This is a genomic window from Streptomyces sp. CB00316 (assembly GCF_001905595.1).
Taxonomy (GTDB): domain Bacteria; phylum Actinomycetota; class Actinomycetes; order Streptomycetales; family Streptomycetaceae; genus Streptomyces.
On the sequence record NZ_LIXI01000002.1, the window covers coordinates 780025 to 805314 of the forward strand.

Here is a 25290-nt window from a genome sequence, read left to right on the forward strand (position 1 = left end):
GCCCTGGAAACAGGGGGTGTAGGGCTTTTATGCCGTCAGGAACGGTCTCTGGAAGGTCTACCCGTTCCGGTTACGCCTCGATCCTGTTTGCGGACCTCAGTCGGGCGAAGCTTCTGGCCAGAAGCCTTGACACATGCATCTGGGAGACGCCCAACTCGGCGCTGATCTGAGACTGGGTCAAGTTGCTGTAGTAGCGCAGGAGGAGGATGCGCTGTTCGCGCTCGGGAAGCTGGACGAGGAGGTGGCGTACGAGGTCGCGGTGCTCGACACCGGCGAGCGCGGGGTCCTCGTAGCCGAGCCGGTCGAGCAGCCCGGGCAGCCCGTCGCCCTCCTGGGCCGCCTCCAGGGAGGTCGCGTGGTACGAGCGCCCCGCCTCGATGCAGGCGAGCACCTCGTCCTCGGAGATCTTCAGCCGCTCGGCGATCTCGGCGGTGGTGGGGGAGCGCCCGTGAGCGGTCGTCAGGTCCTCGGTGGCGCCGGTGACCTGGACCCAGAGCTCGTGCAGCCGGCGGGGGACGTGGACGGTGCGGACGTTGTCGCGGAAGTAGCGCTTGATCTCGCCGACGACGGTGGGCATCGCGAACGTGGGGAACTGGACGCCGCGTTCCGGGTCGAAGCGGTCGATCGCGTTGATCAGGCCGATGGTGCCGACCTGGACGACGTCCTCCATCGGCTCGTTGCGGCTGCGGAAGCGCGCGGCGGCGTACCGGACGAGGGGGAGGTTCGCCTCGATGAGGGCGGCCCGGACGCGGCCGTGTTCCGGGGTGCCGGGTTCCAGGTTCTTGAGCTGCCCGAAGAGGACCTGGGTGAGGGCCCTGGTGTCCGCCCCGCGGGTCCTGGCGGGCGGGGTGGTGGGGTCCGGGGTCTCGGTCTGGATCTCCCCGGCAGGAGCGGCCTGGGCGCCCTGAGGGGCGGCCTGAGGGGCGCCCTGGGGCGGCTGGACGGACTGGGGAGGCACTTGAGGCGCTGTACTGGCCGGCACGGTGACGCCACCCCTTCGCGGTCAACTACGGTCAACTCATCCGTCAAAAGCGGTCATAGCATCACAAGACATGTCCACTGTGTGCAAGCACCGCAAAATGCCGTGTTGAGGTCATAAAGGTTTAAAAGGGATGAAGAAACCCCTCGCCTGAACGGCGAGGGGTCGGTCGGAACGGGTCCGACATCTGCACGCGGGAAGGATCGGGAGGGGATCAGAAGGGATAGTCCGCGATCACCCAAGTGGCGAATTCGCGCCACTGGCCCGCGGCGGCCTGGTGGGCCGGGTGCTCGATGTAGCGCTTGAGGGCGGCCTCGTCGGCGACGGCGGAGTTGATGGCGTAGTCGTACGCGATCGGCCGGTCGGTGATGTTCCAGGCGCACTCCCAGAACTCCAGCTCCGGAACCTGCCCCTCCAGCTCCCGGAAGGCGCGGTCCCCGGCGACGACGCGCGGATCGTCCCGCTCGACGCCTTCGTTCAGCTTGAACAGGACCAGGTGGCGGATCATCAGTACCCCTACTGTTTCGCTAATTCACCAGTTCGGTCATGAAGTCGCCGACGCTCTGAGCAGCGCTGGAGACGCCTTCGAACGCCACCCCTACGAGCTCGGTGGACCGTTTCGGGGTGGTGATGATCGAGTACAGCACGAAGACCACCAATATGTAGAGCGCGATCTTCTTCGCTTGCGCCACTGCCCTTGCCTCCCCGTAGATCCCGCCGGACGCCGCCTGGACCTGGCGTGCGATCGGCAGATTGTATCCGCACGTATGGCCGTATCCGGGGGCTGCTTGCGATCACTGATGCGCCCTTTGAGGACCTAGGCCCTGCCCATCGAGGCCTTTTTGCCCACCCGTACGGCTTCTGCGCCCCGGCGGCAGGATGGACGCGAGTCCTCCGGCCCTGGCAGGAACCGGAGGGCCGGAACAGGCCTCACCGCGGGGTCGCCGCCGCGCGACTTCCCCCCTGACCGCGACGGCCGCCCCGGAGGTCCTGTTCTCATCGGGGGAAGCGGCCTGTCCCCCTGACGCCGCTTCCCCCGACCTCACTCCGCCCACGTTGGTGACCCGGGCTCGATGATCTGCACCGCCCCTCGATGCACGCACTCTGCCGGGCACTGCCACCCAGGGGATCCGTGGCCATCCGCCTCAGACGGTTCTGAGCAGGCCGCGGAGGTTGGTCATGCGTGTCTTGATGTCGGTGGTCTCGGTGGTCTCGGTGGGGTTGATCGGGGTCTGTGGGAAAGACTGGAGCAGAAGCCTCAACCACACCTGCGTGCATCGCCTTTCCTCAAGCCAGTAGGACTCGCTTGAGCCGTGTGCCGTGGAAGCGGCACGCACGGTTCTGAGGGGGACCGCCGCAGCAATGCGCCCGGCTCCTGGACCTCGGGTTCGCCCTGTATGCCGGGGCGCGGCTGCCCGGCGTGCGGCTCATCCACCAGGACACCCCGGAAGGTGTCCAGGTCTGGGCGACCTGCGAGGACGGAGGCGCCGCGACGGCTGCCACGGGGGGAGGTGTGGCAGTACGGGCCCGGGTTCCTGTGGGAAGAGATCGAGCAGGCCTGGTGGGAGTACGAGACCGTCGGGCGGCCCGACGCCGAACAGTTCGGGCTCACCGTGACCGACCGGGGACAGCAGGTGTGGCTGAGGGAACCGCGCGAGGTCATCCGATCCAGCAGGCGGTAACCGCCGCCATGGCCGCAGATACGTGGGGCGCATGCCAGAAGGGGCGTCCGACTGAGATCAGTCGGGCGCCCCTTCTTCAAGCGGTAGCGGTGGGATTTGAACCCACGGTGACGGGTTACGCCACACTCGCTTTCGAGGTCTGTTCATCTCTGTCGGCGGTTCGTCCGCGAGCGTTCACGGCCGTTCGCCGCAGGGTCTCCGGCTCGGATCGCTAGGGGGCGCAACCAGCCGCGAACGGCCCCGTACGTAGGTGAACGAGACGGAAACTGAGACGGCCGCTTCACCACTGGCAGTAGGCCACAGCGGCATCGTCCCCTGACTTGTACCGGGGCCACCGCCGCCCGGTGGGGTCTGTCGCCTCGGTATCCCGCACGTCCTGGATCAGGCGGCGGGGGCCCTTGGTTCTGAGGGTGGTGAAGACGTCGTCCCAGCTCGCTGTCTGGTACTCCGTGACGAGGCGTGACACCCCGTCCGACATGACCGCTGCGTCGCGGACCTCCTTGAGCGGGGTGCTGCCCGCCTGGGCGTGCGCAGCCGCTCGTGAGTCCCCGGCCGCCACCCAGTAGCCGTCGGCGGTGTTCCGGACCTGCCGCTGCGCGAGGACGAAACGTTGCAGCGCCTCTCGGTGCCCCGGTGTGTGGGTCTCGTGCTGCTCCACTTCGGCTCGCATCTCCGGGAGTACGGAGTCGACGCGTAGATCGGTTAGCACCGTGAAGTCTCCATCCGCCGCGAGGACGATGGGGGAGTCCGCTAGCACTAGGTGATCGAGCACTTCATGCCTGCGGCGTAGAACGGCCACGGTGGCAGACGGGGTGCCCGGGTTCTTCAGGTCGCACCGAGGGTGGAGGTGGGCGACTCGTTCTAGGGCTTCAGCCAGGCCGTCGGAGAGCGACTGGTCTGGTTCCGCGAGAGACGCGAGCAACTGCCCCCCGAGATGTGCGACGTACCACGGGACTCCGTGGCTGCAACCTGTGCTGAGACCGGCGGTACTCAGCCCGTCAAGGACGATCGCCAGCGAAGGCGTGCCCGCCACCCAGTCTTCATTCGGGTTGGTTCCGCCCGGGAGTGTGTCAATGGATACGCGCATGATCAGCTCTCGTGTCGGTACAGCGGAGTGACCCTGCGGCTTTCGAGCACCTCAAGGGTCTTGGGGTCGTAGCGGCAAGAGATCAAGGTCGAAAATCGGCGAGTGCGAACCTCTCGGTACAGCTCAGCCAGGTTGTGTTGCAGGTAGTGAACGACCCCGTTGGCCCCAATGGCGTGGACACCCGCGATGTACAGGAAGGTGCCGCGCCCATCGAGACGAGGGAGCCGACCCAGGTATCCGAAGTCGCCTGCTGAGCCGTCCTCGTCCATTGGTGACCGGTACTCGGTGCCTGCCTTGCGGTCGACCAGGTGCCAGGCCGTGTCCTTCTCGAAGCGCAGGTTGTCATCCCCCTCTAGCACCTGGGCAACGATGGGGGACAGCCGTGGCCCGCAGACCACGATGTGGTTCTCGCGGTTCAAGTTCACGATGCCGGAAGGAGGGATCACCTCGTACCCGGCATCGAGCTTCATGCCGGCGAGCATCCCTCGGAGATGCTCGAAGTTGTTGAGGTCTTCCCTGGTGACAACCTCGCTCGGCTTCTGGTCGGGCCCCTTGCCGGCCTCGTACTTTCCGCCCAAAGAGATGGTCACCCGGTCCGTGCCGAAGAAGGCACGTTCCGGCGGGGGGCCGGCGGACGCTAGCTGTCCCACGCGGCCTCGGGACACGCCCAGCTCTTTTGCGATCTCTGCTTGTGTCATGCCGGCCGCTTGAGCCTCTTCGATGGCTTCGCGCCTTACTCGGGACAGCTCCAGTACCCACGACTGATAGGTCCCCATCAGGTCGATTGCGGCCTTGGCCCGCGCTACGGGCTGCGCAATCTCAGTGACCCGCGTCATGTCCTTGTCCACGGTTCTCCACTCCTCGCCTAGGGGGGCTATCGAACTGTACCGCGAGAGGGGGTTGCGCGCCGCGTTGGGTTTGCCTACGGTACCTATCAAGCGGTTTGGAAACCCCCCCTAGGCAGGCTCTTTGGGGGTGATCGATCCGTGGTTTGAGCTGCAAGAACGTCCGGAGGGCCCCGTGAAGCGGGTCCGAAGGAAGCGTCCGGTTCTTGAGAACTGAACAGTGAACTGAGGCGAGGTGAGAGCCCTCGCCCCCGTGGCGGCCGGGTGTGCCGTCGGCAGTGGTACGGCGCGTCGGCGCGGTACGCACGATCCTGCGGCCCTGGAGAACACCTTGGTGCCACCCGCAGTGAGCTGCCCTGCTGAGCGCCAGGCAGAGAGATGGCGCCCCACCCTCCGCAGCTCATGCTGCGGCCGGTTGCCTCCTCCGCCCGTCCGGCCCTCTGGGGTCGTACGGGCGGGGCTGAGGGGAGCCGGATTGCTGGTTCCAACGGCGAGAACCCCCGGAGCTGGAACTCCGGGGGTTCGTGGTGAGCCGTTCCTGTCAGAGAGGAACAGACCCGTGAAGAGCATCGCAGCACTTCAGGCCGTTGTTACGGCCACCCCGTTCGACGGTGAGCCGACTGACGCTGAGCTGGACGCGATCGAGCTGGAGATGCCGCTGATTCTGGCGGACGTCGCCTTGCTGGACGCGCAGATCATGACCATCGACCGCACGCCGACCGAGCTGGATGCGCGGCGTATCCGCCGGGCCCGCCGGCGGGTGCTGGCCGCCCGCCGGGACCTGGCCAACCGCACCGCCGCTTCGTCGCACGCCACGGTGTCGGGGGGTACGGCATGACCTACGGCGCGCGGTTGTCCAACAGCTTCCAGGGTGAGTGGGAGCTGTACGTCATCACCGACCGGATCAGCCTGGAGTGGCCCGAGCACTCGTTCGGGCGGAGCGGGCCGGTGCCCACGGTGCAGGAGCGGGTGGACGTACTGGCCCGGCTCGGTTTCGTCCTCGCGGATGGGGCCGAGTGGGAGTGGCAGGAGTGCCCCACCGGGGTCATGGACCGCGTCGAGCTGCTGGCGTCCGTGGACGTCCAGCGGAAGGACGGGGCGTCATGAACCGCTTCGGCAAGGGGCTGCTGGTCGCCGCTCTGGTCGGTGTGGTCGCGATGGCGTTCCGGGTGTCCTGGAACGCCCTGCGGGACGTCGCCACGGCGACCGGCGCCGACCCCACCGCCGCCACCCTCTACCCCTTCGTGGTCGACGGCCTGATGGCCCTGGCCCTGGTCGCGACCCTGGTCCTGACCGGAGATGCCCGCCGGTTCGCGCTGCGGGTGCTGGCCGCCTACACCCTGGCCTCCCTCGTCCTCAACTACGTCCACGGCCTTGTCCCGGAGCTGCATGACGAGGTGGTCGACTGGGGTCGACTGGCCGACTGGGACCCCGCCAACTGGGCCTTGGTCCTGCTCGCCACATCGCTGCCGGTCGGGTCGATCTACTTCGGCTCCGACCTGGTCGCCAAGGTGCTGCACCACCGACCGATCGAGACCCCGGCCGACTCCACGAATCAGGAGGAATCGACCGAGACCACTGTAAAACGGTCGACGGCTGACCTGGGAGTATCGACCCCCGCCCCGATCACCCCAACCCCGGCACCTGCGGCGCTGGAGGCCCCGAGGATGGTCGATCTGGTGAAGCCGACCGATCGGGTGCCGGTCGGGGCGGTGGCCGCTGAGTCGGCCCGTCCGCGTCGGGCGACCGGCCGCGTCCCCGACGCCGCCCGATCGGCTCGACCGACGCGCACCGCCGAACAGCTCCTGATCGAAGCACGGTCGGCTACGGCCGACTGGCCGGTGAAGGAGTTGACGGCCGAGGGCATCCGGCGGGCCGTGCGGACATCGCCGGTCAAGGCGCGGGAGCTGCGCGAGACCCTGCGCGCTGAGCGCGCCGCCGCCTGATGGCCGACGTCTACCGGTGGCGGCTCGCCCCCGATGGTCTGGCCACCCGCCGTCAGCTCCGCGCGCTGGGGCTGCGGCCGGGTGGTCAGGACGTCGTGGCGGAGGTCCACCGGCCTCGCCGCCGACGCGGCCCGCTGGTCGCCTACCTCTACCGCATCGAGCACGCCAAGCCCGTACGCCCCATGACCCCGGGCCGCGCCGCCGCCTTGGCGGCGGCGATGCTCGCCCGCCGAACCTGCCCCAACTGCCGGACCGACGTGGGGTATTGCATCCCGCGTTCGCTCGGCATGTGCGTCCCCTGCCACGACACCCCCGCCCCCTGCGAAGGGAACCGCCTTGTCCTTGCGTGAACGCCTCACCCGCACCCTGCACGCCGCCGGTCTCCGTCTCGCCGGAGAGCCCGGAGGTCGCGCCGCCAACGTCCTGACCGGCCTGCTCGGGCTCGGCCGGATCGAGCTGTGCACCAACCCGTCCTGCACCGACTGCGCGCCCGCCTCGCCCACCCGCTGACCGGAAGGACCCCGTCTGATGAACGCCGCCGAGTACCGCGCCGCCGCCGAGCGCCTCCTCGCCAAGGACCGAGACCGCTACCAGGCCATCACGCCCTACGACTTTCGCAAGGCCGAGATCCTCGCCCAGCTCGCCGTATCCGCCGCGACCTCCGAGGCCGCCGGGGCCCGTACCTCGCAGCCGACGAACGCCTGACGCACCACTGCCCCGGCCACCCGACGAACGCGGGGGTGGTCAGCCGGTTCGACTCCGGCCCGGGGCACTCCCGCACCACCCCGCATCCAGGGAAGGAACACGCGTGGACCACCTGCCCGAGCCCCGCCGACCGTCCGTCGTGAATCTGCCGGACGGCACCCCCGCCTACACCGACCACCTCCCCACCACCTACCAGTCGGCCAACGCGGTGCCGCAGGTGGTGCACGTCCACCAGGCCCCGCCGGACCGGACGGTGCAGCGTCTCGCGCTCGGCTCCGGCATGGGCGCCGGGATGGTGGCCGCCGGCGTCTACTTCGGCCCGCTGCTGGTCGGGGTGCTGACCGCGATCGCCGCGAACCTCGCCCTGCTCGCCCTGCTCGCCGCCGTCTGCGCCTGGGGCGTCGTCACCGTCGTGAAGTCGGTCGGCGGCAAGACCACCCCGACCGGCCGCAAGCGCCGCTGACCTGGAAGGAGAAGCCCGTGTTCCAGGCAGGTCAAGAAGTACTGATCGTTGCGTGTGAGGACGACTCGCGTGCGGTCGGACGTACCGGCCGGATCGTTGACGAGGTTCCCCCGGGACCGCTGACGAACGGCCGGTGGACCGTGCACCGGGTCGGGCTGCTGATCGGCCCCGTCCTGTGCCACACCCGCGAACTGCGGCTCGCCTGACGGCTGCCCGCCATCCCCGAACCCAGCGAGGTTCGGAGGTGGTTGGGGAGCCGGACAGTCCGGCCCCACCACGGGAGGTCACCGTGCACAGCTACACCCGAGCCGAGTCCCGCGAGCGCTCCAAGCTGTTCCGCAAGGGCTTCCGCCAGTCCCTCGCGGACTGCCTGGACCCTGACATCCGCCGCCGCATCGAGCGCATCGACGCCGCCGCCGCCGAGCGCGGACAGCAGGAACTGAACGCCCTGTACGAGGTGCAGGCCAAGGCCCGCCAGGACCTGGCCGCCGCCAAGGCCGTCGAGCGCACCGCCCCTCGCGCCGACAAGCCCGCCGCCCGGGAGGCACGCAAGCAGGCCGAGCAGCGCGTACGCCTTGCCGAGCGGGCCGTCCACAAGGCCGAGCGCACCTGAGCGGGGGCAGCCGGACCCGGCCAAGGAAACCGGCCGCCCCCTCCTTCACCCCACCCAGCAGCAACGAGCCGGAGAGGCACGTTCATCATGACCGAACCCGCCGTCCAGGCCCCCGCCATGGGGACCGTGCACCACCTCGACGACCACCGCCCCACCCCGCCGGCCGAACCGGTGGTTGACCTGACCAAGCCCGACACCGAGCCGACCACCCCGCAGACCCCGGCCACACAGCAGGGGTCGCGGATCGTCCGTACCGGCCGTGCCGTGCGCAGGGTCGCCACGCACGACCGCACGCGTTCCACCGCCCGGTTCACCGTCCGCCACGGCATGTACGTGGTCGGCGGGGGCCGGATCGTGGCCCGCCGTGCGTGGGAGGGCCGCACCGCCTCCCGCTACGAGCGGATGCTGCGGGCGGCGGAAGCCGCGGGGAACCTCGACCTCGCCACCGAGTGGGAAGAGCGCCTGTCCCGCTTCCGCGCCGCCCGCCACCAGCGCCGCATGGACCTGTTGTCGGCCCCGGTGAAGGCCGCCAAGGGCGCCGCAGCCGGGGCGGCCCTTACGGCCGGTGGGCTGCTGGTGCTCGGCATCTTCCTGGCCATCGCCAACAAGAACTTCGCCGACCTCGCCACCCCCACCCTCGCGTTGATCGAACTGGTCCGGTGGATCGTCGTGGTCATCACGGTCGTGTGGGGGCCGCTGGTCACCCTGGGACCGTGGGCCGCCTTACTGGCCCTGTGGGGTGTGGGGCGGCATCAGCAGGCGGCGCCGCAGTGGGTTCTTCCCGCCCGGTCGTCGGACGCTGGGGCTCCGATCACTCCGTCCGTCGTCGTCACCGCCCTGCGAGACCTGGGGATCGCCCCGTTGCGCAAGGCTGTGAAGGAGATGGGCGACGCCGGGGCCGCGATGCTCGGCCCCATCCGCATCGCCGGATGCGGTGTCGAAGTCGACGTCACCCTCCCCTCCGGCGTCGCCACCAACGAAGTGCAGAAGCGCCGACGGAAGTTGGCAGAGAACCTCGCCCGCCACGAACACGAGGTGTTCATCACGATCCCCCAGGCCGCACGCACCGTCCGACTCTGGATCGCGGACTCCGGCGCGCTGGATGAGCCGATCGGCCCCTCCCCGCTCCTCACCGACACCACCCTCACCGCCGACTACACCAAGGGCCGCGCCCCCTGGGGCCAGGACCTGCGCGGGGACGCCGCCCTGATCAGCCTCTACCAGCGGCACATGCTTATCACCGGTCTGTCCAACCAGGGCAAGACCGCCGCCCTGCGCGCCCTGGCCCTCTGGCTCGCGCTGGATGCCCGGGTGGAGTTCCGGGTGGCGGACCTCAAGGGCGTGGGTGACTGGGGCATGTTCGACGGCCTGGCCACCGTGCTGATCCAGGGGCCGACCGATGACCACGTCATCGAGGCGACGGAAATGCTGGAGGGTCTGGTCGACGAGATGGAGCGCCGTATCCAGGCGCCGCCCGGCACGGTGTTCACGCCGCTGATCGGGATCGTGGATGAGGCGCAGGTGGCGTTCATGTGCCCGGTGGTCGACGGCGAGAAGCGGCCCTACGGCGGCTCCAAGGCCACGTCCCGGTACTTTATGGCTGCCCGGAAGATCCACAACCAGGGGCGGGCGGTGGACGTGCTGCTCTTCCAGGGCACGCAGGACCCCACCGACCAGAACCTTCCCAAGCTGGTCCGTGAAGGCGCCCACACCCGCGCCTCCCTCGCGCTGGGGACGGAGTCGCAGGCTCGCATGGCGCTGGGCGACAAGGCTGTTGACGGCGGGGCCGCCCCGAACCTCCTGCGCCCGGGGCTGGACAAGGGCACCGTCGTGGTCGCGTCGGACGGGATCAAGATTCCCGCCGGGCAGGCCGCGATCACCGTGCGGACGCACTACATCAGCACCGACGACGCCGCCGAGATCGCGGAGCGGGCCAAGGCCCTGCGCGACGGCGTCACCACCCTGACCGCCGTCGACCGTGGTGAGGAGCGCGACCCGCTCACCGACGTGGCCGCCGTCCTCGCCGACGCGCCCCGGATGCGAACCAACGAGGTGCTCAAGCGGCTGCACTCCCTGGACCCGAAGGTCTACGGCAACCAGTGGACCAACGACCGGCTCAAGAGCCTGCTGGAGGCCCACGGCGAGGAGCCGAAGAAGTCCCACGGCGTCATGGTCGTCCACCGCGATCACGTCCTGCGCGCCCTCGCCAACCGCGACACCGACGGTTCCGCTTCCGCCTCCCAGTAGCGGGGAGGCGCACCCTCCCGAGGCGGGGAGGCGGGGAGAACTCCCCAACCCCCTCCCCGCACCGCCTCCCCCACGTTGATCAGCGAAAACACCGTTTCGGGGAGGCGGGGAGGCCCCGCAGGTCAGACCCCCGAAACCCCCTCCACACGCACCCCGACAGGGGGTGCGTTCGCCTCCCTGGCCTATCACTGGCAGGGATTCCGCTTCAACTCTCCAAGGAGTGCACCGTCATGCCCGAGACGTACCCCGACAGCACCGAGACCGGGGGCAGGTGGCCGACGCCGGAAGCGGCGTACGCCCTCGCCCCGAGCATCACCAGCGAGATCACCTGGGTCGCCTACACCGCGCGGGACTTCGGTCACCTCACCAACCCCCGCGAGTACTGGCTCCGCAAGGCCGCCGTCTTCGACCGCATCGCCCTCACCGAACACCAGCGCACCTTCACCGTCGCCGGAAGCACCGACAGCGACGCCGACGCGGCGGCCGACGACACCGCCCGCCGGCTGCTCGCCATCGACCACGCCGCCGGACTCGGACCCGGCGGCTACGCCAACGGCCCCTACCCGCCCGACCACCCCGACAGCACCCACAACCCGCGCGGCTACATCCGCCAGGAATACGCCCTGTGGGCCGACAACCAGTAGCTACGCCAAGGGCGGCCCCCCTCTCGCCAAAGACCGGGACCGCCCTTGTCCAGCAGCTCCCTGACGAGAACTGGAGACACCCAGCATGACCCAACACACCACCATCCGGCGAGCATCCGGCCACCGGCCGCGCTTACTCGACCTGTTCTGCTGCCAGGGCGGCGCCGCCAAGGGCTACGCCGATGCCGGGTTCGACGTGACCGGCGTCGACACCGCACCCCAGCCCCGCTACCCGCACCGGTTCGTCCAGGCCGACGCCATCGCCTACGTCCTGGAGCACGGCGGAGAGTTCGACGTCATCCACGCCTCCCCGCCGTGCCAGCACGACAGCGACTGCCAGCGCCTCCAGGGCAACACCCACCCCGACCTCATCGCCCCCACCCGCACCGCCCTCCATACCACGGGGCAGCCGTGGGTGCTGGAGAACGTACGCGGTGCCCTGCCGAAGCTGGACCGGCCCGTCATGCTGTGCGGGCCGATGTTCGGGGTGGAGACCTACCGGCACCGGTACTTCGAGACCGGCGGCGGCCTCACCCTCACCCAGCCCCACCACCCCCCGCACCTGGTCCCGCAGGCGAAGATGGGCCGCCCCATCCCGCCCGGCCACTACGGCCAGTTCGTCGGCAACTTCTCCGGCGTCCAGCACGCCCGCAACGTCATGGGTGTCCCCTGGATGAACCGCGACGGCATCCGCGAATGCATCCCCCCGGCCTACACCCACTGGATCGGCACCACCGCACTCACGTTCCTCGCGGCGGCCGGTCTGGGCGTGGCCGCATGAACGCGCGTGTGCTGCCGCTGCGGAAGCCGAACGGGCTGCGGGTGCTGGACCTGTGCTGCGGGGCCGGTGGCCTCTCGATGGGCTACTACCTCGCCGGATACGACGTGACTGGCGTCGACCTGCACCCCATGCCGAACTACCCCTTCACCTTCCACCAGGCCGACGCCCTCGATTACCTCGCCACCATCACGGCCACCAGGGAGATCGAGCGGTACGACCTGGTCCACGCCTCCTGGCCCTGCCAGAACAAGGCCCGCGTCACCGCCTGGCGCGGCAGCCGCGACGACCACCCGGACCTGATCACCCCCGGCCGCGAACTCCAGGCCGCCTGCGGCAGGCCCTGGCTCATCGAGAACGTCCCCGAAGCCTCCTGGGACGGCACACTGCGCCCCGACTACCTGCTGTGCGGCTCCCAGTTCGGCCTCAACGTCCGCCGCCACCGCGTCTTCGAAACCTCGTGGGGCGGCGGCGGTGACCTGGTGCCCCCGTGCTGGCACCACAAGGGACTGCTCGCCTTCGAGCACAAGGGTGAGCGGGCCTACGCGGACGCCATGGGCTGCACCTGGATGACCAACGTCGAAGCCCGCCAGGCCGTACCCCCCGCCTACACCCAGTGGATCGGCCACCAGTTCCTCACCCACGAAAGGACGGCCGCAGCATGAACACCCACCTCACCACCGCCCTCGACCTGGCCGCCCGGGGTGTTCCGGTCCTGCCGTTGCGGGCCGGGAAGGTTCCGTTCGGGAACTGCCCAGCCTGCCGTGACAACGCCTGCGGCGGCCGGCCGAACATGAAGACCCCCGGCCCCTGCACCTGCCCCCGCCCCTGCCACGCCTGGGCCGCCGCCACCACCGACCCCGCCACCCTCACCGCCCGCCCGTGGGCGACCGCGTGGGCGCAGGCTCAGGCCGTTGCCTACCACCCCGGCGGGGCCGGGCTGACCGTCGTGGACCTGGACGACGCCGACGCCGTCGTCTGGGCCCACCAGACGCTCCCCACCACCCGCATCGTGCTGACGACGCGGGGCGAGCACTGGATCTACCGGGGCGTGATGCCCTCCGCGAACCGCGTGCGGCCCGGCGTGGACGTCAAGTCGGCCATGTCCTACGCCCGGTGGCTCGGCCCCGGCACCGGCACCATGACCGCCCTGCCGGATGTCGTGCGCGGGCTGGTGGTGAAGGAAGAGACCACCTCCCCCCGGGGCGGGGTGGTCTCTTCACCCCCCGACCGAGCCGCGTGGGATCACCGGGTGGCCACCGGGTGCCGTCACACCGAGCGCTACGTCCGCACCGGCCTGGAGCGCGGTCTCGCCCTGGTGCGGGCCCGCAGGGAGAGCGGGGCCGGGTCGCAGGCGTTCGGTGTCGCGCAGTTCATCGCCAAGCAGCACGCGGACTGCCCCGGCCCCTGCGGCCTGGACGTCCTGGGACAGCAGCTCATCACCACCGCCGTGTCCATGGGCGTTCCCGAGCCGTACGCGGCCAGGGCGGTCACCAACGGCCTGGCAGGCGCCGCATGAACAACGCCTCCGAACCCACACCGGGTGGGCGTCAGCTCGGCATCGACGGGCTTCCCACCGCCCCCACAACAGCATCCCGGGCGGTGCGTGCGGTGGTTGGGCGTAAGTCGTCGGCCGTAGGCCGTCCGCTTCGTCTTGTCCGCCCTGACCCGCACCCGCCCACCACGCCCGGCCCCCGGCAGGTGTTGCGGTGCCTGGACGTCGTCGCGCCGCCGTCGTTCTCGGCTCTGGTGTCGGCCCGGTCCTGGTGCCGGTGCGGATACGAGCGCACCGCACGCGGCCGTTCCGGTGTCCTGGCCCTGATTGAAGCCCACACCGCCCACCCCGAGTCCTGCCCGCTGCGCAACCTGGAAGGGAGCAAGGCCGCATGAGCGCCGACCTGTGGGAGGGCTTCAACGACTCCCTGGACCCCGAGACCATCACCGGCCCCGTCTGGGATGAACCCGTCCCCCTCAACCCCCGCCGCGAACTCCCCACGTTCCCCGTGCACGCGCTGCCCGAGTGGCTGAGCGGCATGGTCGCCGGAGTAGCGGAGGAGACGCAGACCCCGGTGGACCTGGCCGGGTGCCTGGCCCTCGCTGTGCTCGCCACGGCGGCCGGCGGGCGGGCCACGGTTCACGTGCGGGGGCACTGGCGGGAGCCGGTGAACCTCTACACCGCCGTGGCCCTGCCCCCCGGCAACCGTAAGAGCGCCGTGTTCACCCTCATGACCGGCCCGCTCCTCGCCGCTGAGAAGGCGTTGGTGGAGTTGTCTGGTCCGCGCCGGGCGGAAGCCGAGACCACCGCCCGCCTGGCCCGTTCCGCAGCCGACAAGGCCGCCCAGAAGGCCGCAGCAGCCGAACCGGGGCTGCGGGACCAGCTCACCGCCGAAGCCGTCCACCTCGCCCAGCAGGCGGATGAGATGACGGTGCCCGCGAAGCCGCAGTTGGTCGCGGACGACGTCACCCCCGAAAGCCTCGCCACCCTGGTCGCGGACCAGGACGGGCGGATGAGCGTCATGTCCGCCGAGGGCGAGATCTTCGACATCATCGCCGGACGCTACTCCGGCACGCCCAACATGGGCATCTTCCTCAAGGGCCACGCCGGGGACATGGTGAGGGTGAACAGGCAGGGGCGGGACGCGCAGCACGTCGAAGCCCCCGCCATCACCATGGGCCTGGCCATCCAGCCCGAAGTGCTGGACGCCCTGGGCAGGGTGAAGGGGGCTGACGGGCGGGGACTGCTGGCCCGGTTCCTGTACGCCAAGCCCGTCTCTCTCGTCGGCTCCCGCAACCTCACCCCGAACCTCCTGCCGGAGGAAACCGCGGCTGCCTATGCGAAGCGGTTGGGTGGGCTGACGCTGGCGTTGGCGGACTGGACCGACCCGGCCGTCCTCACCCTCACTCCCGACGCCGACGCTGTCCTCTTGGCCTATCAGAAGGTGACCGAGTCTCGGATCGGGAAGGGCCGCAGCCTCCATCCGGTCATCAAGTGGGCGTCCAAGCGCGACGGGGCCGTCGCCCGCATCGCCGGACTCCTCCACCTGGCCACCCATCCCGACAACGGATGGATGGTCCCCATCGAAGCCGCCACCATGGCCAACGCAGTGGAGATTGGCGACTACTTCACCGCTCACGCCCTGGAAGTCTTCGACGCCATGGGCGCCGACCCCGCACAGGGAGCCGCCCACCAGCTCCTCACCCACCTCAAGGAACAGCGCCTCTCCGGCTTCACCAAGCGGGAGCTGTTCCGGGGCTTGTCGCGCGGTGACTTCCCCGCCATGACCGACCTGGACCCCGCGCTGATGCTGCTGGAAGAACACGGATGGGTCCGCCAGCAGCCCGCACCCGCGCGTACCGGGCGCGGTGGCCGGCCGCCGTCGCCCCGCTTCGACACCCACCCCAACGTCACCCCGCCACTCACCACCGGCTGACAGAACCCCCATTCCGCTGACAGAACTGACACAACCCCCGCTCTAACCCGCTGACCTGCACAAAGAGCCATGATCACGGCTCTGACAAAACCTCCGAAAACTCTGACAGAACCTCCCCGCCCCCGGTTTCCGACACAGCCCACACCGGCCGTGCCGGTGTCGGGGGCGCTCTGACAGAAACCCCTGCCCGGAGGTTCTGTCAGAGTTTTTTGAGGTTTTGTCACGACGCTGGAAACCGGAGTATCCGCAGGTCAGCGGGCTAGCGGCTAGGTTCTGTCAGTTCTGTCACGGATACCGGCCCAAGCCCCGAGGAAGGCACGTCGTGAGCACCGCAACAGACCTCGTTGACCCGACCCTCGTTCTCCTCACCGTCGAAGAAGCCGCACGTCGGCTCAGCGTCGGCCGGACCACCTGCTTCGCCCTGATCCGCTCGGGAGCACTGGAGTCGCTGACGGTCGGCAGTCTCCGCCGCGTCCCCGCCGACGCCCCGGCCGCGTACCTCGCCCGCCGCCGCGCCGAGCAGTACACCGCCTGAACCACTCCACATACACGGGGCGCCACCTCACCTGGTGGCGTCCCGTGCTCACACACACCCCGAAGGAGTCCGCCCGTGGCGGAAGAGAAGAAGCGCACCCGGCAGCCCAACGGGCGCTCATCCATCTATCAGGGCAAGGACGGCAAGTGGCACGGCCGCGTCACGGTGGGGATTCGTGACGACGGCAAGCCGGACCGGCGCCATGTCGAACGCAAGACCCGAGCCGCCGTGACGGCCGCTGTGCGTGAACTGGAGAAGCAGCGCGACAGCGGAGCCGTACGCAAGGCCGGGCGCGCCTGGACGGTAGAGGCGTGGCTGACGCATTGGGTGGAGACCATCGCACCGCTCGCTGTGAACGAGAACACCATGGTCGGGTACGGCGTCGCGGTCCGGAAGCACCTCATTCCTGCGCTGGGAGGGCACCGTCTGGACAAGCTTGGGCCTGAGCACATCGAGCGGTTCTACGGCCGGATGCAGGCCGATGGCCGTCGTGCCGGGACGATCCACCAAATCCACCGCACCTTCCGGACGGCCCTGAACGAAGCGGTCCGCCGGGGGCACCTCACCCGTAACCCGGTGCAGCTCGCCAAGGCGCCGCGTCTGAACGACGAGGAGATCGAGCCGTACACCGTCGATGAGGTAAAGCGCCTCCTTGTGGCCGCCGACAAGGGGCGGAACTCGGCACGGTGGGCCGTGGCGCTCGCGCTGGGGCTTCGGCAGGGGGAAGCCCTGGGACTGAAGTGGGCAGACGTGGACACGGCGCGGGGCGTCCTGATGGTCCGGCGAAGCCGCCGGCGTCCGCGCTACGCCCACGGCTGCAGCGACCCGTGCGGGCGTAAGGCCGGGTACTGCCCCCAGCGCAAGCGCACCAACCCGGAGACGGCCGACACCAAGTCGCGCGCCGGGCGCCGGGTGGTCGGTCTGCCCGCACAGCTCGCGGACTTGCTGACCACCCACCAGGTGAAGCAGGAAGCCGAACGCCTGGAGGCGGGTGACAAGTGGGCGGATGAGGGATGGCTGTTCGCCACCCCGGACGGACGGGGCACCTCGACCCGCACCGACTACGACGACTGGAAGGAGCTGTTGGCTGCCGCTGGGGTCAGGGACGGTCGTCTGCACGATGCCCGCCACACCGCCGCAACTGTTCTGCTGATCCTCGGTGTCTCCGAGCGTGCTGTCATGGGGCTCATGGGGTGGTCCACCACCGCTATGGCGGCGCGGTATCAGCACATGGTCGACACCGTGCGCACGGACGTGGCTCGGCAGGTCGACGGACTCATCTGGAAACCGGCAGGAGAGCGGCCGGACGACAATGACGACGGGGCCGCTGGGGTGCTCGTACCGGCCAACTGAGACGGAAACTGAGACGGAGGGCAAAGCGAAGGGTCCGGCTCATCGAGCCGGACCCTTCGTCTACCAGCGGTAGCGGTGGGATTTGAACCCACGGTGACGGGTTACGCCACACTCGCTTTCGAGGCGAGCTCCTTCGGCCGCTCGGACACGCTACCGAGAGAGAGCTTAGACCATCCCGGGGCGTGCACAGAAATCGGTTCTCGGGGGTGGGGCCGTGGCCGGTCAGAGTGTGCGGAAGAAGGCCGTCAGCCGGGTCGCGCAGTCATCCTCCAGGACGCCCGCGACGACCTCAGGGCGGTGGTTCAGGCGGCGGTCGCGGATGACGTCCCAGAGGGAGCCGGCCGCGCCGGCCTTCTCGTCATGGGCTCCGTAGACGACCCGGGCCACCCGGGACTGGACCAAGGCGCCCGCGCACATCGTGCAGGGCTCCAGCGTGACCACCAGCGTGCAGCCGGTCAGGCGCCACTCGCCGACCGCCTCGGCCGCCCGGCGCAGGGCCAGGATCTCGGCGTGCGCGGTCGGGTCGCCGGTGGCCTCGCGCTCGTTGTGGGCGGCGGCCAGTTCGGTGCCGTCGGGGCCGAGCAGGACGGCGCCGACCGGTACGTCACCGGCCGACGCCGCCCTCTCGGCCTCGGCCAGGGCGCGGCGCATCGGGGCCTGCCACGGATCGCGTACGGGGTCGGGGCCGGGCACAGGTACGCGTACGGGATCCGGGGTGGGCCGGGGGGAGGAGGAAGGGTTCGGCGGGCTTGCGGTCACCCGCGGACCTTAACGGACGGGGACAGGGCGGAAACGGGCCAGGGCCGGAGGGGGCCGGAGTCGGAGTCGGGGGGTGCGCGGTCCGGCTCGGGAAGGTGTCCAGCAGCGGGAGGGTGTCCGGCCGAGGGAGCGCCGTCCGGCCCCCGGGAAGGCTGTCCGGCGGGCAGGGCCGCCGGACAGCCCCTAGCGGACCGCCTCCAGGACCTCGGCCGCTCCCAGCGCGTCGGCGATCTCCGTCAGCGCGTCGGTTCGCAGCGTCAGCAGGTCCTTCTCGGAGACCCCGAAGTCGGCGAGGATGCCCAGATCGCCGATCGGGCCCGCCGGGACGGAGCCGGAGTCAGGATCGGAGCCCGTATCCGCGCCGGGGTCGGTGGTCGTCGCGGAGGAGGACGCGGGCCGGGCCGGGCCGTCCGGTTCGCCGTCCTCCGTGCCGTCGAGGTCGACGAGCTCTTCCAGCGCGGCGATCTCGTCCTCGGCCCCTGGTTCGCGGCCGAGCAGTTCGTCGGTGAGCAGGATCTCCCCGTACGAGGAGCGGGCGGCGGCGGACGCGTCCGAGACGTAGATACGGGGGTCCTCCTCACCGTCCACCCGGAGGATGCCGAACCAGGCGTCCTCCTGCTCGATGTAGACCAGGACCGTGTCCTCGTCCACCGAGACCTTCTGGGCCAGATCCGTCAGGTCGGACAGGGTCTCCACATTGTCGAGCTCTGTATCGCTCGCTTCCCACCCGTCTTCGGTGCGCGCGAGCAGTGCGGCGAAGTACACCGTGACTCTCCCACTGGTCATAGGTGAATCGGTCCGACGGGAGGGCAGACGGCGATCCGTCTGCTCTGAGCCCCGCCCAATCGGCATCGTGGCAGAAACAAGCGCCGAGCGAGACCTCTTCGGCCGTTGCGTCGGCCATCAGTTCCAGGAGTGCCTGGTCGGCCGTCTGCCTGACGGACCCGATCAGCGGAGGGCGTGCGCCGGTGGTACCGGAGGGCTTCACCAGCGGAACGTACGCATCCGCATCTGTTGCCGCATACGGGCCGCACGGGCCCGCCGCGGCTGCACCCGGTCCCGCAGCTGCTTGGCCTCATGGAGCTCGCGGAGGAATTGGGCGCGCCGCCTGCGCCGCGCCGCGTCACTCTCCTGCGCGTCCGTGACGTCACCCGTCGCGCCCTGCGGCTCGCGCGCGTCGCTCACTCCGCGTGAGCCCGGGTTCCGCGGCTGTTCCCCGTCCGCCATCGACACATCACCCCAACGCTGGGTCCGTATGCCCCCACCTTCCCCCCGAACAGGTGGTTGATGCCAGCGCAGAGTGCCGGAAGGCGCGGTTACTGTTGACGCATGCGGATCCACGTCGTCGACCACCCGCTGGTGGCGCACAAACTGACCACGCTGCGCGACAAGCGCACCGACTCCCCGACCTTCCGGCGCCTCGCCGACGAGCTGGTCACCCTTCTCGCCTACGAGGCCACCCGGGACGTGCGTACCGAGCAGGTCGACATCGAGACCCCGGTGACGCCCACGACGGGCGTCAAGCTCTCGCACCCCCGGCCCCTCGTCGTCCCGATCCTGCGCGCCGGCCTCGGGATGCTGGACGGCATGGTGCGGCTGCTGCCCACCGCCGAAGTGGGCTTCCTCGGCATGATCCGCAACGAGGAGACGCTCCAGGCGGAGACGTACGCGACCCGGATGCCCGAGGACCTCTCCGGCCGCCAGGTCTACGTCCTCGACCCGATGCTGGCCACCGGCGGCACGCTCGTCGCGGCCATCCGCGAGCTGATCAAGCGCGGCGCCGACGACGTCACCGCCGTCGTCCTCCTCGCGGCGCCCGAGGGCGTCGAGGTGATGGAGCGCGAGCTGGCGGGCACCCCCGTCACCGTCGTCACCGCCTCCGTCGACGAGCGGCTCAACGAGCACGGCTACATCGTGCCGGGCCTCGGCGACGCCGGTGACCGGATGTACGGGACCGCGGAGTAGCCCACGCCCATCAGGCACGAGAAGAACAGAACGGTGCCCCTTCCACGTGAGCTTCTTTTACGTCGCGGGAGGGGCACCGGTGTGTCCGCGCGTGCCTGTGCGTGCTGCTCAGCCGCTCTTCGTCGTCGAGCAGGACGCCGACGGCGCCGGGGACGGCTTCGTGAGGGCCGTCATCGCGGCCGTGGCCTCCGCCGGGGTGCTGAACGCCTTGAACTTGGCGCCGAGGATCAGGTCGACCTCCGCCGTCTTGCGGTTGTCGGTCTTCCGCACCGTGCCCGGCAGCTGCGTGCCCAGCACGGTGAAGCTGCCGTCCGCCGCGGTCGGTGCGCCGAGCAGCACGCCGGGGCCCGGGACCTTCTTGTCGTACGCCTCCGGGGCGTTGCCCACCTCGCCGACGGTGAACCCGCGCTTCTTCAGCTCGTCCGCGGCGGCCTTGGCGAGCCCGCTGCGGGTCGTCGCGTTGTAGACGTTGACCTTGATCCCGGCCGGCTTCGGCAGAGCCTTGGCGGGGGCCGCGGGCTTCGGCGTGGGGCAGTCCCGCTGGTGGCCGGCGGCGCTCGCGCTCTTGTCGCCGCCCGTGAAGACGTCGATGAGCTGCAGTGTTCCCCAGCCGGCGAGGCCGAGGGCCACCACGGCCGAGACGCCCGCGAGGACGATCCTGCGGCGGTGCCGGGGGCGGCGCATGCGGGGATAGGTTTCGCCCGTGATGCGGTACTTTCCGCCCATGCCGGGGGGAGTGAGCATGCTCATGGAGGCAGCGTAGTGCGACCCGGTGATGCTGCGTACTAAATGATCAACGTATGGCACCCGGATGAGCACGAAAGCACCCGAAAGGCCCGAATTCGCGTGCGACCGCGAGGGCTGCTGTTATAAGGGTGATACGCACGGACGCGCGGGGAACGATGGCGGTGTCAGCCCAGGTCGAGGACGCGTGCGTGCAGCACCTGGCGCTGCTGGAGCGCGGCGCGGACCGCCCGGTGCAGCCCGTCCTCGAGATACAGGTCGCCCTGCCACTTCACGACGTGGGCGAAGAGGTCGCCGTAGAACGTGGAGTCCTCGGCGAGGAGGGTCTCCAGGTCGAGCTGGCCCTTGGTGGTCACGAGCTGGTCCAGGCGAACCGGACGCGGCGCGACATCCGCCCACTGTCGGGTGCTTTCCCGGCCGTGGTCGGGGTATGGCTTCCCATTTCCGATGCGCTTGAAGATCACACGGAAAGCCTACCGGGCAAGGGGCGCCGGGCGCAGCCAGGGAACCCCACTGCGGTGGCCTGCGAAACGTTGTAGAGCGCCGCATAGCGCTGGATACCGGGACAGGGTTTCCCCCGTACGGGTGGGAGCGCGCGTTCTCGCGTGGGTGCGCGTGGGCGTGGGTGGGCGTGGGCGTGCCGCAGGCTACGAGGTGCTGAACCCGTCTCGTAGCCTGCGGCACGTGTTCTGTCGGTGCCCGCGGGGCTGTTACTCCGTGACCTCGTGGCCGTGGCCGTCGTGCAGGCCGCCGCCGCTGCCCGGCGTGCCGGTGCTGGGGGCCGGGGTGACCGGGCGGGTCAGCGAGCGCAGGTCGTGGGCGTACGTGCCGACCGCGTTGGCGATCACGTCGATGTTGAGGTCGAAGTGCCGCATGCTGATGTTGCTCAGGTCGTCGCAGGCCTCGTGGTAGCACGGGTCGTACGCGACGCCCGCCTCTCCGCCGTACGTCCGGGCCTGGGTCGCCGTCTTGATGCCCTCGGCGCCCGTGAACGTACCGCCGGAGGGGATGCCCACCTCGATGAACGGGCCGTAGTCCGAGCGGCCGGTGAAGTCCGTGCCCTCGTGCTTCTTGCCCTTGCCGTCGAGGAACTCGTTGATGTCGCGTTCCAGCTGGGCCGAGCCCTCCGGGCCGGGGCCCTCGCCGACCCCGTCGGAGTCGTCGCCGTCGTAGACGAACTGGACGCCGTTGGGCGAGGCGATCATGTCGAAGTTCAGGTAGAGCGCGATCTGCTCGCGCTGCTTCTCGGAGAGCCCGGCGACGTACGCCTCCGAGCCGAGCAGGCCGTTCTCCTCGGCCGACCACCAGGCGAAGCGGACCTTGTTGGCGGGCTTGCTCTTCGACTTGGCCAGCTCCAGGGCCACTTCGAGCAGTCCGGCCGAGCCCGAGCCGTTGTCGTTGATCCCGGGGCCCTCGGTGACGGAGTCGAGGTGGGCGCCGAGCATCACGGTCTTCGCCGCCTCGCCGCCGCGCGTCTCCGCGATGACGTTGCGGGTGGCGCGCTCCTCCTGGAGCTCGCGGATCTCGAAGGAGACCGTCACCTCGCCCCCGGCCAGGTCGGCGGCGAGCTGTTCGCCCTCCTCCTGGGTGACCCCGCCGGTCGGGATCCTCCCCGCCGCGATCTCGCCGAGCGTGCCGGAGAGGACGCCCTCGGTGTTGTTGTAGATGACCGCACCGGCCGCACCGGCCTCCGCAGCCGCCGCCTGCTTCTGGGCGAAGGCGCAGCCGCCGCGCTTGATGAGCGCGATCTTGCCGGTGAAGTTCGCGGAGGCGTAGTCGGACGCCTCACAGCCCGAGGTGTCGTCCACGGGGACGCCGACCAGTCCCGCCGACAGACCGCCCACCGGCGTCGACGGGGTGTACGTCATCGCCTTGATCGTCACCTCGCGGGGCGTCGGCGACACCACGGAAAGCTTTTCGGCCAGGGTCTCCGTGTAGACGAAGCGGAAGTTCTCGTAGGAGACCTGGTACCCGGCGCGCTGGAGCTGCCGGTGGACGTACGCCGCCGAGGCGTCGTGGCCGAGCGATCCCGCCGCGCGGTGACCGCCGGCCGAGTCGGCTATCGCCTGGAACTGCTGGAGATGGCGGTAGGCGTCACGTGCGGACGCGTTCTTCACCAGCTCCCGGGACAGCTTGACCGCCTCCTTCGAGGCGCTCTTCGAGTGGCCTGACCCGTGCGAAGGCCCGTGGTGCGGGGCTGCGCCCAGGAGGAGCGGCGTGGCCAGGGCGGTGGCGGCCACAACTGCCATGGCTCTGCGACGTGTTGCGTGCACAAGAGTCCTTCCGGTCGAGACGTGACGGAGGTGCGAACGAACGTGCTGCGAAAGCTGTTGCGAAAGCTAGCGAGTGGGGTGGCTTCTGGGAACAGCAGTGGCTGATTTTGATCGTTTCCGCCGGGTGTCCTGTCCGGGTGCGTGCTGAGTTGTGCATTCCGGTCACCCCTTGGCCTTGGGCGCGCCCTTGGCCGTTTTCGCCGCCTTGGCCGCCGCCTTGGCCTCCTGCTTGTACGCGCGCACTTCCGCCAGCGACTCGGGTCCGGTGATGTCGGCGACCGACCGGCGCGAGCCGTCCTCCCCGTACGCCCCCGCCGCCGCCCGCCACCCGGTGGGACGTACGCCGAACCGCTTGCCGAGCAACGCCAGGAAGATCTGGGCCTTCTGGGTGCCGAAACCCGGCAGGTCGTTCAGCCGTCGCAGCAGCTCCTCCCCGGTGCCCGCGTCCCGCCAGACCGCGCTCGCGTCACCCTCGTACTCCGCCATCAGGAACTGGCACAGCTGCTGGACCCGCCGCGCCATGGAGCCGGGGTAGCGGTGGAGGGCCGGTTTCGTGGTGAAGAGGGCGGTGAAGGCGTCCGGGTCGTAGGCGGCGATCTCCGCCGCGTCCAGGTCGTCCGAGCCCATCCGCTCCGCCAGCGTGTACGGGCCCGTGAACGCCCACTCCATCGGGACCTGTTGGTCCAGCAGCATGCCGACGAGGGCGGCCAGGGGGCTGCGGGCGAGAAGCTCGTCCGCGGCCGGCTGCTGGGCGATCCGCAGGGTGGGGTCCTTGCCGCTGTCGCTCTTGGTCATACGTTCGATGATCCCGAGGGCGGGCGCCGACGGCGACTCCAATGACTCCAGTCGCGCCGATGAGCCCGTCTGGCCGTCTCCGGCCGCGTCAGGCCCCGCCCGGCCTGTCGGTACCGGCCTCGACTGCTGCTCGGCTTCCACTGAAGGAGTACGCGAGCGCGCTCGTGACGTCGCCATACGCGGTCGTCTGCCGACGCTACGGGACCAGCTGGTCCGCCCGCCCCCGCAGATAACGGGCCTCGGGTTCACTGAGGGTGCCGTCGGCGGCGGCGAGATAGGCGGTACGGGCGGCTTCGTGGTCCCCGGCCCGCTCCAGGAGATGGGCTCGTACGGCATCGAGTCGGTAGTGACCGCCCGACATCCCCGCCAGCGCGTCGACCTCCACCAGCCCCGCCCGCGGCCCGTGCACCATGGCCACCGCGACCGCGCGGCCCAGAGCGGCGGCTGGGTCGGGGGTCCGGTGCACGAGGAGCTCGTACAGGGCGAGGATCTGCGGCCAGTCGGTGTCATCGGCGCGCCCGGCCTCGTCGTGCAGGGCGGCGATGGCGGCCTGGAGCTGGTAGTCCCCGGCCGGCCCTTGGGTGAGCGCCTCCTCGGCCAGCGCGGTGCCTTCCGCGATGGCCGTACGGTCCCAGAGGGCCCGGTCCTGTTCGTCGAGGGGGATCAGCTCGCCGCCGGGCCCGGTGCGCGCCGGAGCGCGCGCCTCGGTGAGGACCATGAGCGCCAGCAGCCCGGTCACGCGCCCCTCCCGGGGGAGGAGCCGGCGTACGGCACGGGTGAGCCGGATGGCCTCGCGCGCCAGGTCGGTGCGGTGGAGCTCGGGGCCCGCGGTGGTGGTGTACCCCTCGTTGAAGATCAGGTAGAGGACCTGGAGGACGGCCGCGAGCCGCCGGTCCCGGTCCTCGGGCTCCGGCCGCCGGAACTCCGCCCCTCGCACCGCCCGCTTCGCCCGGCTGATGCGCTGCGCCATCGTCGCCTCCTCCACGAGGTGGGCGCGGGCGATCTCCGCCGTGGTGAGCCCGCCGACCGCGCGGAGGGTGAGCGCGATCTGGGCGGCGGGGGAGAGGGCGGGGTGGCAGCAGAGGAAGAGGAGGGTGAGGGTGTCGTCCTCGGACGGCGCCCGCCCCTCCCCGGGCGGCGGGGCGACGAACGCGTCCGCCGGGGTGAGGGCGGCCACGGTCTCCTCACGCCGCCGACGGGCTTCGTCACTACGCAACCGGTCGGTGAGGCGCCGGGAGGCGACCCGGATCAACCAGCCACGCGGATTCTCCGGAACGCCGTCCTCCGGCCACTGCGCGGCGGCCGCGATCAGGGCCTCCTGGACGGCGTCCTCGGCCGGGTCGAAGTGCCCGTAGCGGCGGACGAGCGCGCCGAGGACCTGCGGCGCGTTGCGGCGCAGCGGGTCCTCGATGCCGTCGTCGGTCGTACGGTCCGCCTTCAGTGGTC

Annotated in this window: 31 protein-coding genes, 1 tRNA gene and 1 pseudogene; 19 read left to right on the forward strand and 14 right to left on the reverse strand. The window is 70.4% G+C overall.

Features of this window, described 5'->3' with window-relative positions; all coding sequences use genetic code 11:
- Nucleotides 1–70: 70 nt before the first annotated feature.
- The 3 genes from AMK21_RS07575 to AMK21_RS35320 all read right to left on the reverse strand — a co-directional run bounded on the left by AMK21_RS07575 (nt 71) and on the right by AMK21_RS35320 (nt 1671).
- Nucleotides 71–982: an RNA polymerase sigma factor SigF gene (locus AMK21_RS07575; protein ID WP_073875378.1), complete on the reverse strand. Its 912-nt coding sequence runs from the start codon at nt 980–982 to the stop codon at nt 71–73.
- Between the two features lie 211 nt (nt 983–1193).
- Nucleotides 1194–1487, reverse strand: a complete 294-nt coding sequence (locus AMK21_RS07580) for a Dabb family protein (protein ID WP_030562785.1) — start codon at nt 1485–1487, stop codon at nt 1194–1196.
- A gap of 19 nt (nt 1488–1506) precedes the next feature.
- Nucleotides 1507–1671, reverse strand: a complete 165-nt coding sequence (locus AMK21_RS35320) for a hypothetical protein (RefSeq protein WP_199863122.1) — start codon at nt 1669–1671, stop codon at nt 1507–1509.
- Between the two features lie 674 nt (nt 1672–2345).
- Here AMK21_RS35320 and AMK21_RS07585 point away from each other — a divergent pair.
- Nucleotides 2346–2661 (forward strand): annotated as a pseudogene (locus AMK21_RS07585) (methyltransferase); the annotation flags it as partial.
- 280 nt (nt 2662–2941) lie between these two features.
- Here AMK21_RS07585 and AMK21_RS07590 read toward each other — a convergent pair.
- Nucleotides 2942–3748, reverse strand: coding sequence for a protein phosphatase 2C domain-containing protein (locus AMK21_RS07590; RefSeq protein WP_073875380.1), 807 nt, complete (start codon nt 3746–3748; stop codon nt 2942–2944).
- Nucleotides 3749–3750: 2 nt separating this feature from the next.
- Nucleotides 3751–4596: a sigma factor-like helix-turn-helix DNA-binding protein gene (locus AMK21_RS07595; RefSeq protein WP_107429877.1), complete on the reverse strand. Its 846-nt coding sequence runs from the start codon at nt 4594–4596 to the stop codon at nt 3751–3753.
- A 556-nt stretch (nt 4597–5152) separates the two neighbouring features.
- On the opposite strand from AMK21_RS07595, the gene AMK21_RS07600 reads away from it, so the two are divergent.
- From AMK21_RS07600 to AMK21_RS07670, 17 genes are all read left to right on the forward strand, one after another.
- The gene (locus AMK21_RS07600; RefSeq protein WP_073875382.1) at nt 5153–5431 is read left to right on the forward strand and encodes a DUF6284 family protein; all 279 of its coding nucleotides are present in this window, start codon (nt 5153–5155) and stop codon (nt 5429–5431) included.
- Nucleotides 5428–5700, forward strand: a complete 273-nt coding sequence (locus tag AMK21_RS07605) for a DUF6303 family protein (RefSeq protein WP_073875384.1) — start codon at nt 5428–5430, stop codon at nt 5698–5700. The genes AMK21_RS07600 and AMK21_RS07605 overlap by 4 nt, the downstream gene beginning before the upstream one ends.
- On the forward strand, nt 5697–6539 hold the full coding sequence (locus AMK21_RS07610) for a DUF2637 domain-containing protein (protein WP_073875386.1): 843 nt from the start codon (nt 5697–5699) through the stop codon (nt 6537–6539). Before AMK21_RS07605 ends, AMK21_RS07610 begins: the two co-directional genes overlap by 4 nt.
- Complete coding sequence (locus tag AMK21_RS07615; protein WP_073875388.1) at nt 6539–6889, forward strand: RRQRL motif-containing zinc-binding protein; 351 nt, start codon at nt 6539–6541, stop codon at nt 6887–6889. Before AMK21_RS07610 ends, AMK21_RS07615 begins: the two co-directional genes overlap by 1 nt.
- Nucleotides 6876–7049: a hypothetical protein gene (locus AMK21_RS35025; RefSeq protein WP_158070703.1), complete on the forward strand. Its 174-nt coding sequence runs from the start codon at nt 6876–6878 to the stop codon at nt 7047–7049. The genes AMK21_RS07615 and AMK21_RS35025 overlap by 14 nt, the downstream gene beginning before the upstream one ends.
- Before the next feature lie 18 nt (nt 7050–7067).
- Nucleotides 7068–7244 carry a hypothetical protein gene (locus tag AMK21_RS35030; protein WP_158070704.1) on the forward strand — a complete coding sequence of 59 codons (177 nt, stop codon included), beginning with the start codon at nt 7068–7070 and terminating at the stop codon, nt 7242–7244.
- Nucleotides 7245–7347: 103 nt separating this feature from the next.
- Complete coding sequence (locus tag AMK21_RS07620) at nt 7348–7707, forward strand: DUF6251 family protein (protein ID WP_073875391.1); 360 nt, start codon at nt 7348–7350, stop codon at nt 7705–7707.
- Between the two features lie 17 nt (nt 7708–7724).
- Nucleotides 7725–7913 (forward strand): hypothetical protein, encoded by a 189-nt coding sequence (locus AMK21_RS07625; RefSeq protein ID WP_073875393.1) that lies wholly within the window; start codon nt 7725–7727, stop codon nt 7911–7913.
- A gap of 83 nt (nt 7914–7996) precedes the next feature.
- On the forward strand, nt 7997–8320 hold the full coding sequence (locus AMK21_RS07630; protein ID WP_073875395.1) for a hypothetical protein: 324 nt from the start codon (nt 7997–7999) through the stop codon (nt 8318–8320).
- A 117-nt stretch (nt 8321–8437) separates the two neighbouring features.
- On the forward strand, nt 8438–10567 hold the full coding sequence (locus tag AMK21_RS07635) for an FtsK/SpoIIIE domain-containing protein (RefSeq protein ID WP_073875670.1): 2130 nt from the start codon (nt 8438–8440) through the stop codon (nt 10565–10567).
- Nucleotides 10568–10797: 230 nt separating this feature from the next.
- Nucleotides 10798–11211 carry a hypothetical protein gene (locus tag AMK21_RS07640; RefSeq protein ID WP_073875397.1) on the forward strand — a complete coding sequence of 138 codons (414 nt, stop codon included), beginning with the start codon at nt 10798–10800 and terminating at the stop codon, nt 11209–11211.
- A gap of 85 nt (nt 11212–11296) precedes the next feature.
- Complete coding sequence (locus AMK21_RS07645; RefSeq protein ID WP_073875399.1) at nt 11297–11992, forward strand: DNA cytosine methyltransferase; 696 nt, start codon at nt 11297–11299, stop codon at nt 11990–11992.
- Nucleotides 11989–12654, forward strand: coding sequence for a DNA cytosine methyltransferase (locus AMK21_RS07650; protein ID WP_199863123.1), 666 nt, complete (start codon nt 11989–11991; stop codon nt 12652–12654). The genes AMK21_RS07645 and AMK21_RS07650 overlap by 4 nt, the downstream gene beginning before the upstream one ends.
- Nucleotides 12651–13508: a bifunctional DNA primase/polymerase gene (locus AMK21_RS07655; RefSeq protein WP_073875403.1), complete on the forward strand. Its 858-nt coding sequence runs from the start codon at nt 12651–12653 to the stop codon at nt 13506–13508. The genes AMK21_RS07650 and AMK21_RS07655 overlap by 4 nt, the downstream gene beginning before the upstream one ends.
- A 367-nt stretch (nt 13509–13875) precedes the next feature.
- Nucleotides 13876–15420, forward strand: coding sequence for a YfjI family protein (locus AMK21_RS07660; RefSeq protein WP_073875405.1), 1545 nt, complete (start codon nt 13876–13878; stop codon nt 15418–15420).
- Nucleotides 15421–15742: 322 nt separating this feature from the next.
- Nucleotides 15743–15955, forward strand: a complete 213-nt coding sequence (locus AMK21_RS07665; protein WP_073875408.1) for an excisionase family DNA-binding protein — start codon at nt 15743–15745, stop codon at nt 15953–15955.
- Between the two features lie 75 nt (nt 15956–16030).
- Nucleotides 16031–17308 (forward strand): tyrosine-type recombinase/integrase, encoded by a 1278-nt coding sequence (locus AMK21_RS07670; RefSeq protein WP_073875410.1) that lies wholly within the window; start codon nt 16031–16033, stop codon nt 17306–17308.
- 67 nt (nt 17309–17375) lie between these two features.
- Here the strand turns inward: AMK21_RS07670 and AMK21_RS07675 are convergent.
- From AMK21_RS07675 to AMK21_RS07690, 4 genes are all read right to left on the reverse strand, one after another.
- Nucleotides 17376–17463, reverse strand: a tRNA-Ser gene (locus AMK21_RS07675).
- A 67-nt stretch (nt 17464–17530) separates the two neighbouring features.
- Nucleotides 17531–17959: a tRNA adenosine(34) deaminase TadA gene (tadA, locus tag AMK21_RS07680; protein ID WP_073875672.1), complete on the reverse strand. Its 429-nt coding sequence runs from the start codon at nt 17957–17959 to the stop codon at nt 17531–17533.
- Nucleotides 17960–18250: 291 nt separating this feature from the next.
- Nucleotides 18251–18832: a hypothetical protein gene (locus AMK21_RS07685; protein WP_073875412.1), complete on the reverse strand. Its 582-nt coding sequence runs from the start codon at nt 18830–18832 to the stop codon at nt 18251–18253.
- Between the two features lie 219 nt (nt 18833–19051).
- Nucleotides 19052–19294: a hypothetical protein gene (locus tag AMK21_RS07690; RefSeq protein ID WP_073875674.1), complete on the reverse strand. Its 243-nt coding sequence runs from the start codon at nt 19292–19294 to the stop codon at nt 19052–19054.
- A gap of 102 nt (nt 19295–19396) precedes the next feature.
- On the opposite strand from AMK21_RS07690, the gene upp reads away from it, so the two are divergent.
- Nucleotides 19397–20032, forward strand: a complete 636-nt coding sequence (upp, locus tag AMK21_RS07695; protein WP_018513622.1) for a uracil phosphoribosyltransferase — start codon at nt 19397–19399, stop codon at nt 20030–20032.
- 108 nt (nt 20033–20140) lie between these two features.
- On the opposite strand, the gene AMK21_RS07700 is transcribed toward upp, so the two are convergent.
- The 5 genes from AMK21_RS07700 to AMK21_RS07720 form a co-directional block, all read right to left on the reverse strand.
- Complete coding sequence (locus tag AMK21_RS07700) at nt 20141–20758, reverse strand: LytR C-terminal domain-containing protein (protein WP_073875414.1); 618 nt, start codon at nt 20756–20758, stop codon at nt 20141–20143.
- 185 nt (nt 20759–20943) lie between these two features.
- Nucleotides 20944–21240 (reverse strand): type II toxin-antitoxin system VapB family antitoxin, encoded by a 297-nt coding sequence (locus tag AMK21_RS07705; protein WP_003967677.1) that lies wholly within the window; start codon nt 21238–21240, stop codon nt 20944–20946.
- 246 nt (nt 21241–21486) lie between these two features.
- On the reverse strand, nt 21487–23025 hold the full coding sequence (locus AMK21_RS07710; RefSeq protein ID WP_073875416.1) for a M28 family metallopeptidase: 1539 nt from the start codon (nt 23023–23025) through the stop codon (nt 21487–21489).
- A 186-nt stretch (nt 23026–23211) separates the two neighbouring features.
- Nucleotides 23212–23844 carry an HhH-GPD-type base excision DNA repair protein gene (locus AMK21_RS07715; protein ID WP_073875676.1) on the reverse strand — a complete coding sequence of 211 codons (633 nt, stop codon included), beginning with the start codon at nt 23842–23844 and terminating at the stop codon, nt 23212–23214.
- 196 nt (nt 23845–24040) lie between these two features.
- Nucleotides 24041–25285: an RNA polymerase sigma factor gene (locus AMK21_RS07720; RefSeq protein ID WP_073875418.1), complete on the reverse strand. Its 1245-nt coding sequence runs from the start codon at nt 25283–25285 to the stop codon at nt 24041–24043.
- Nucleotides 25286–25290: the final 5 nt, after the last annotated feature.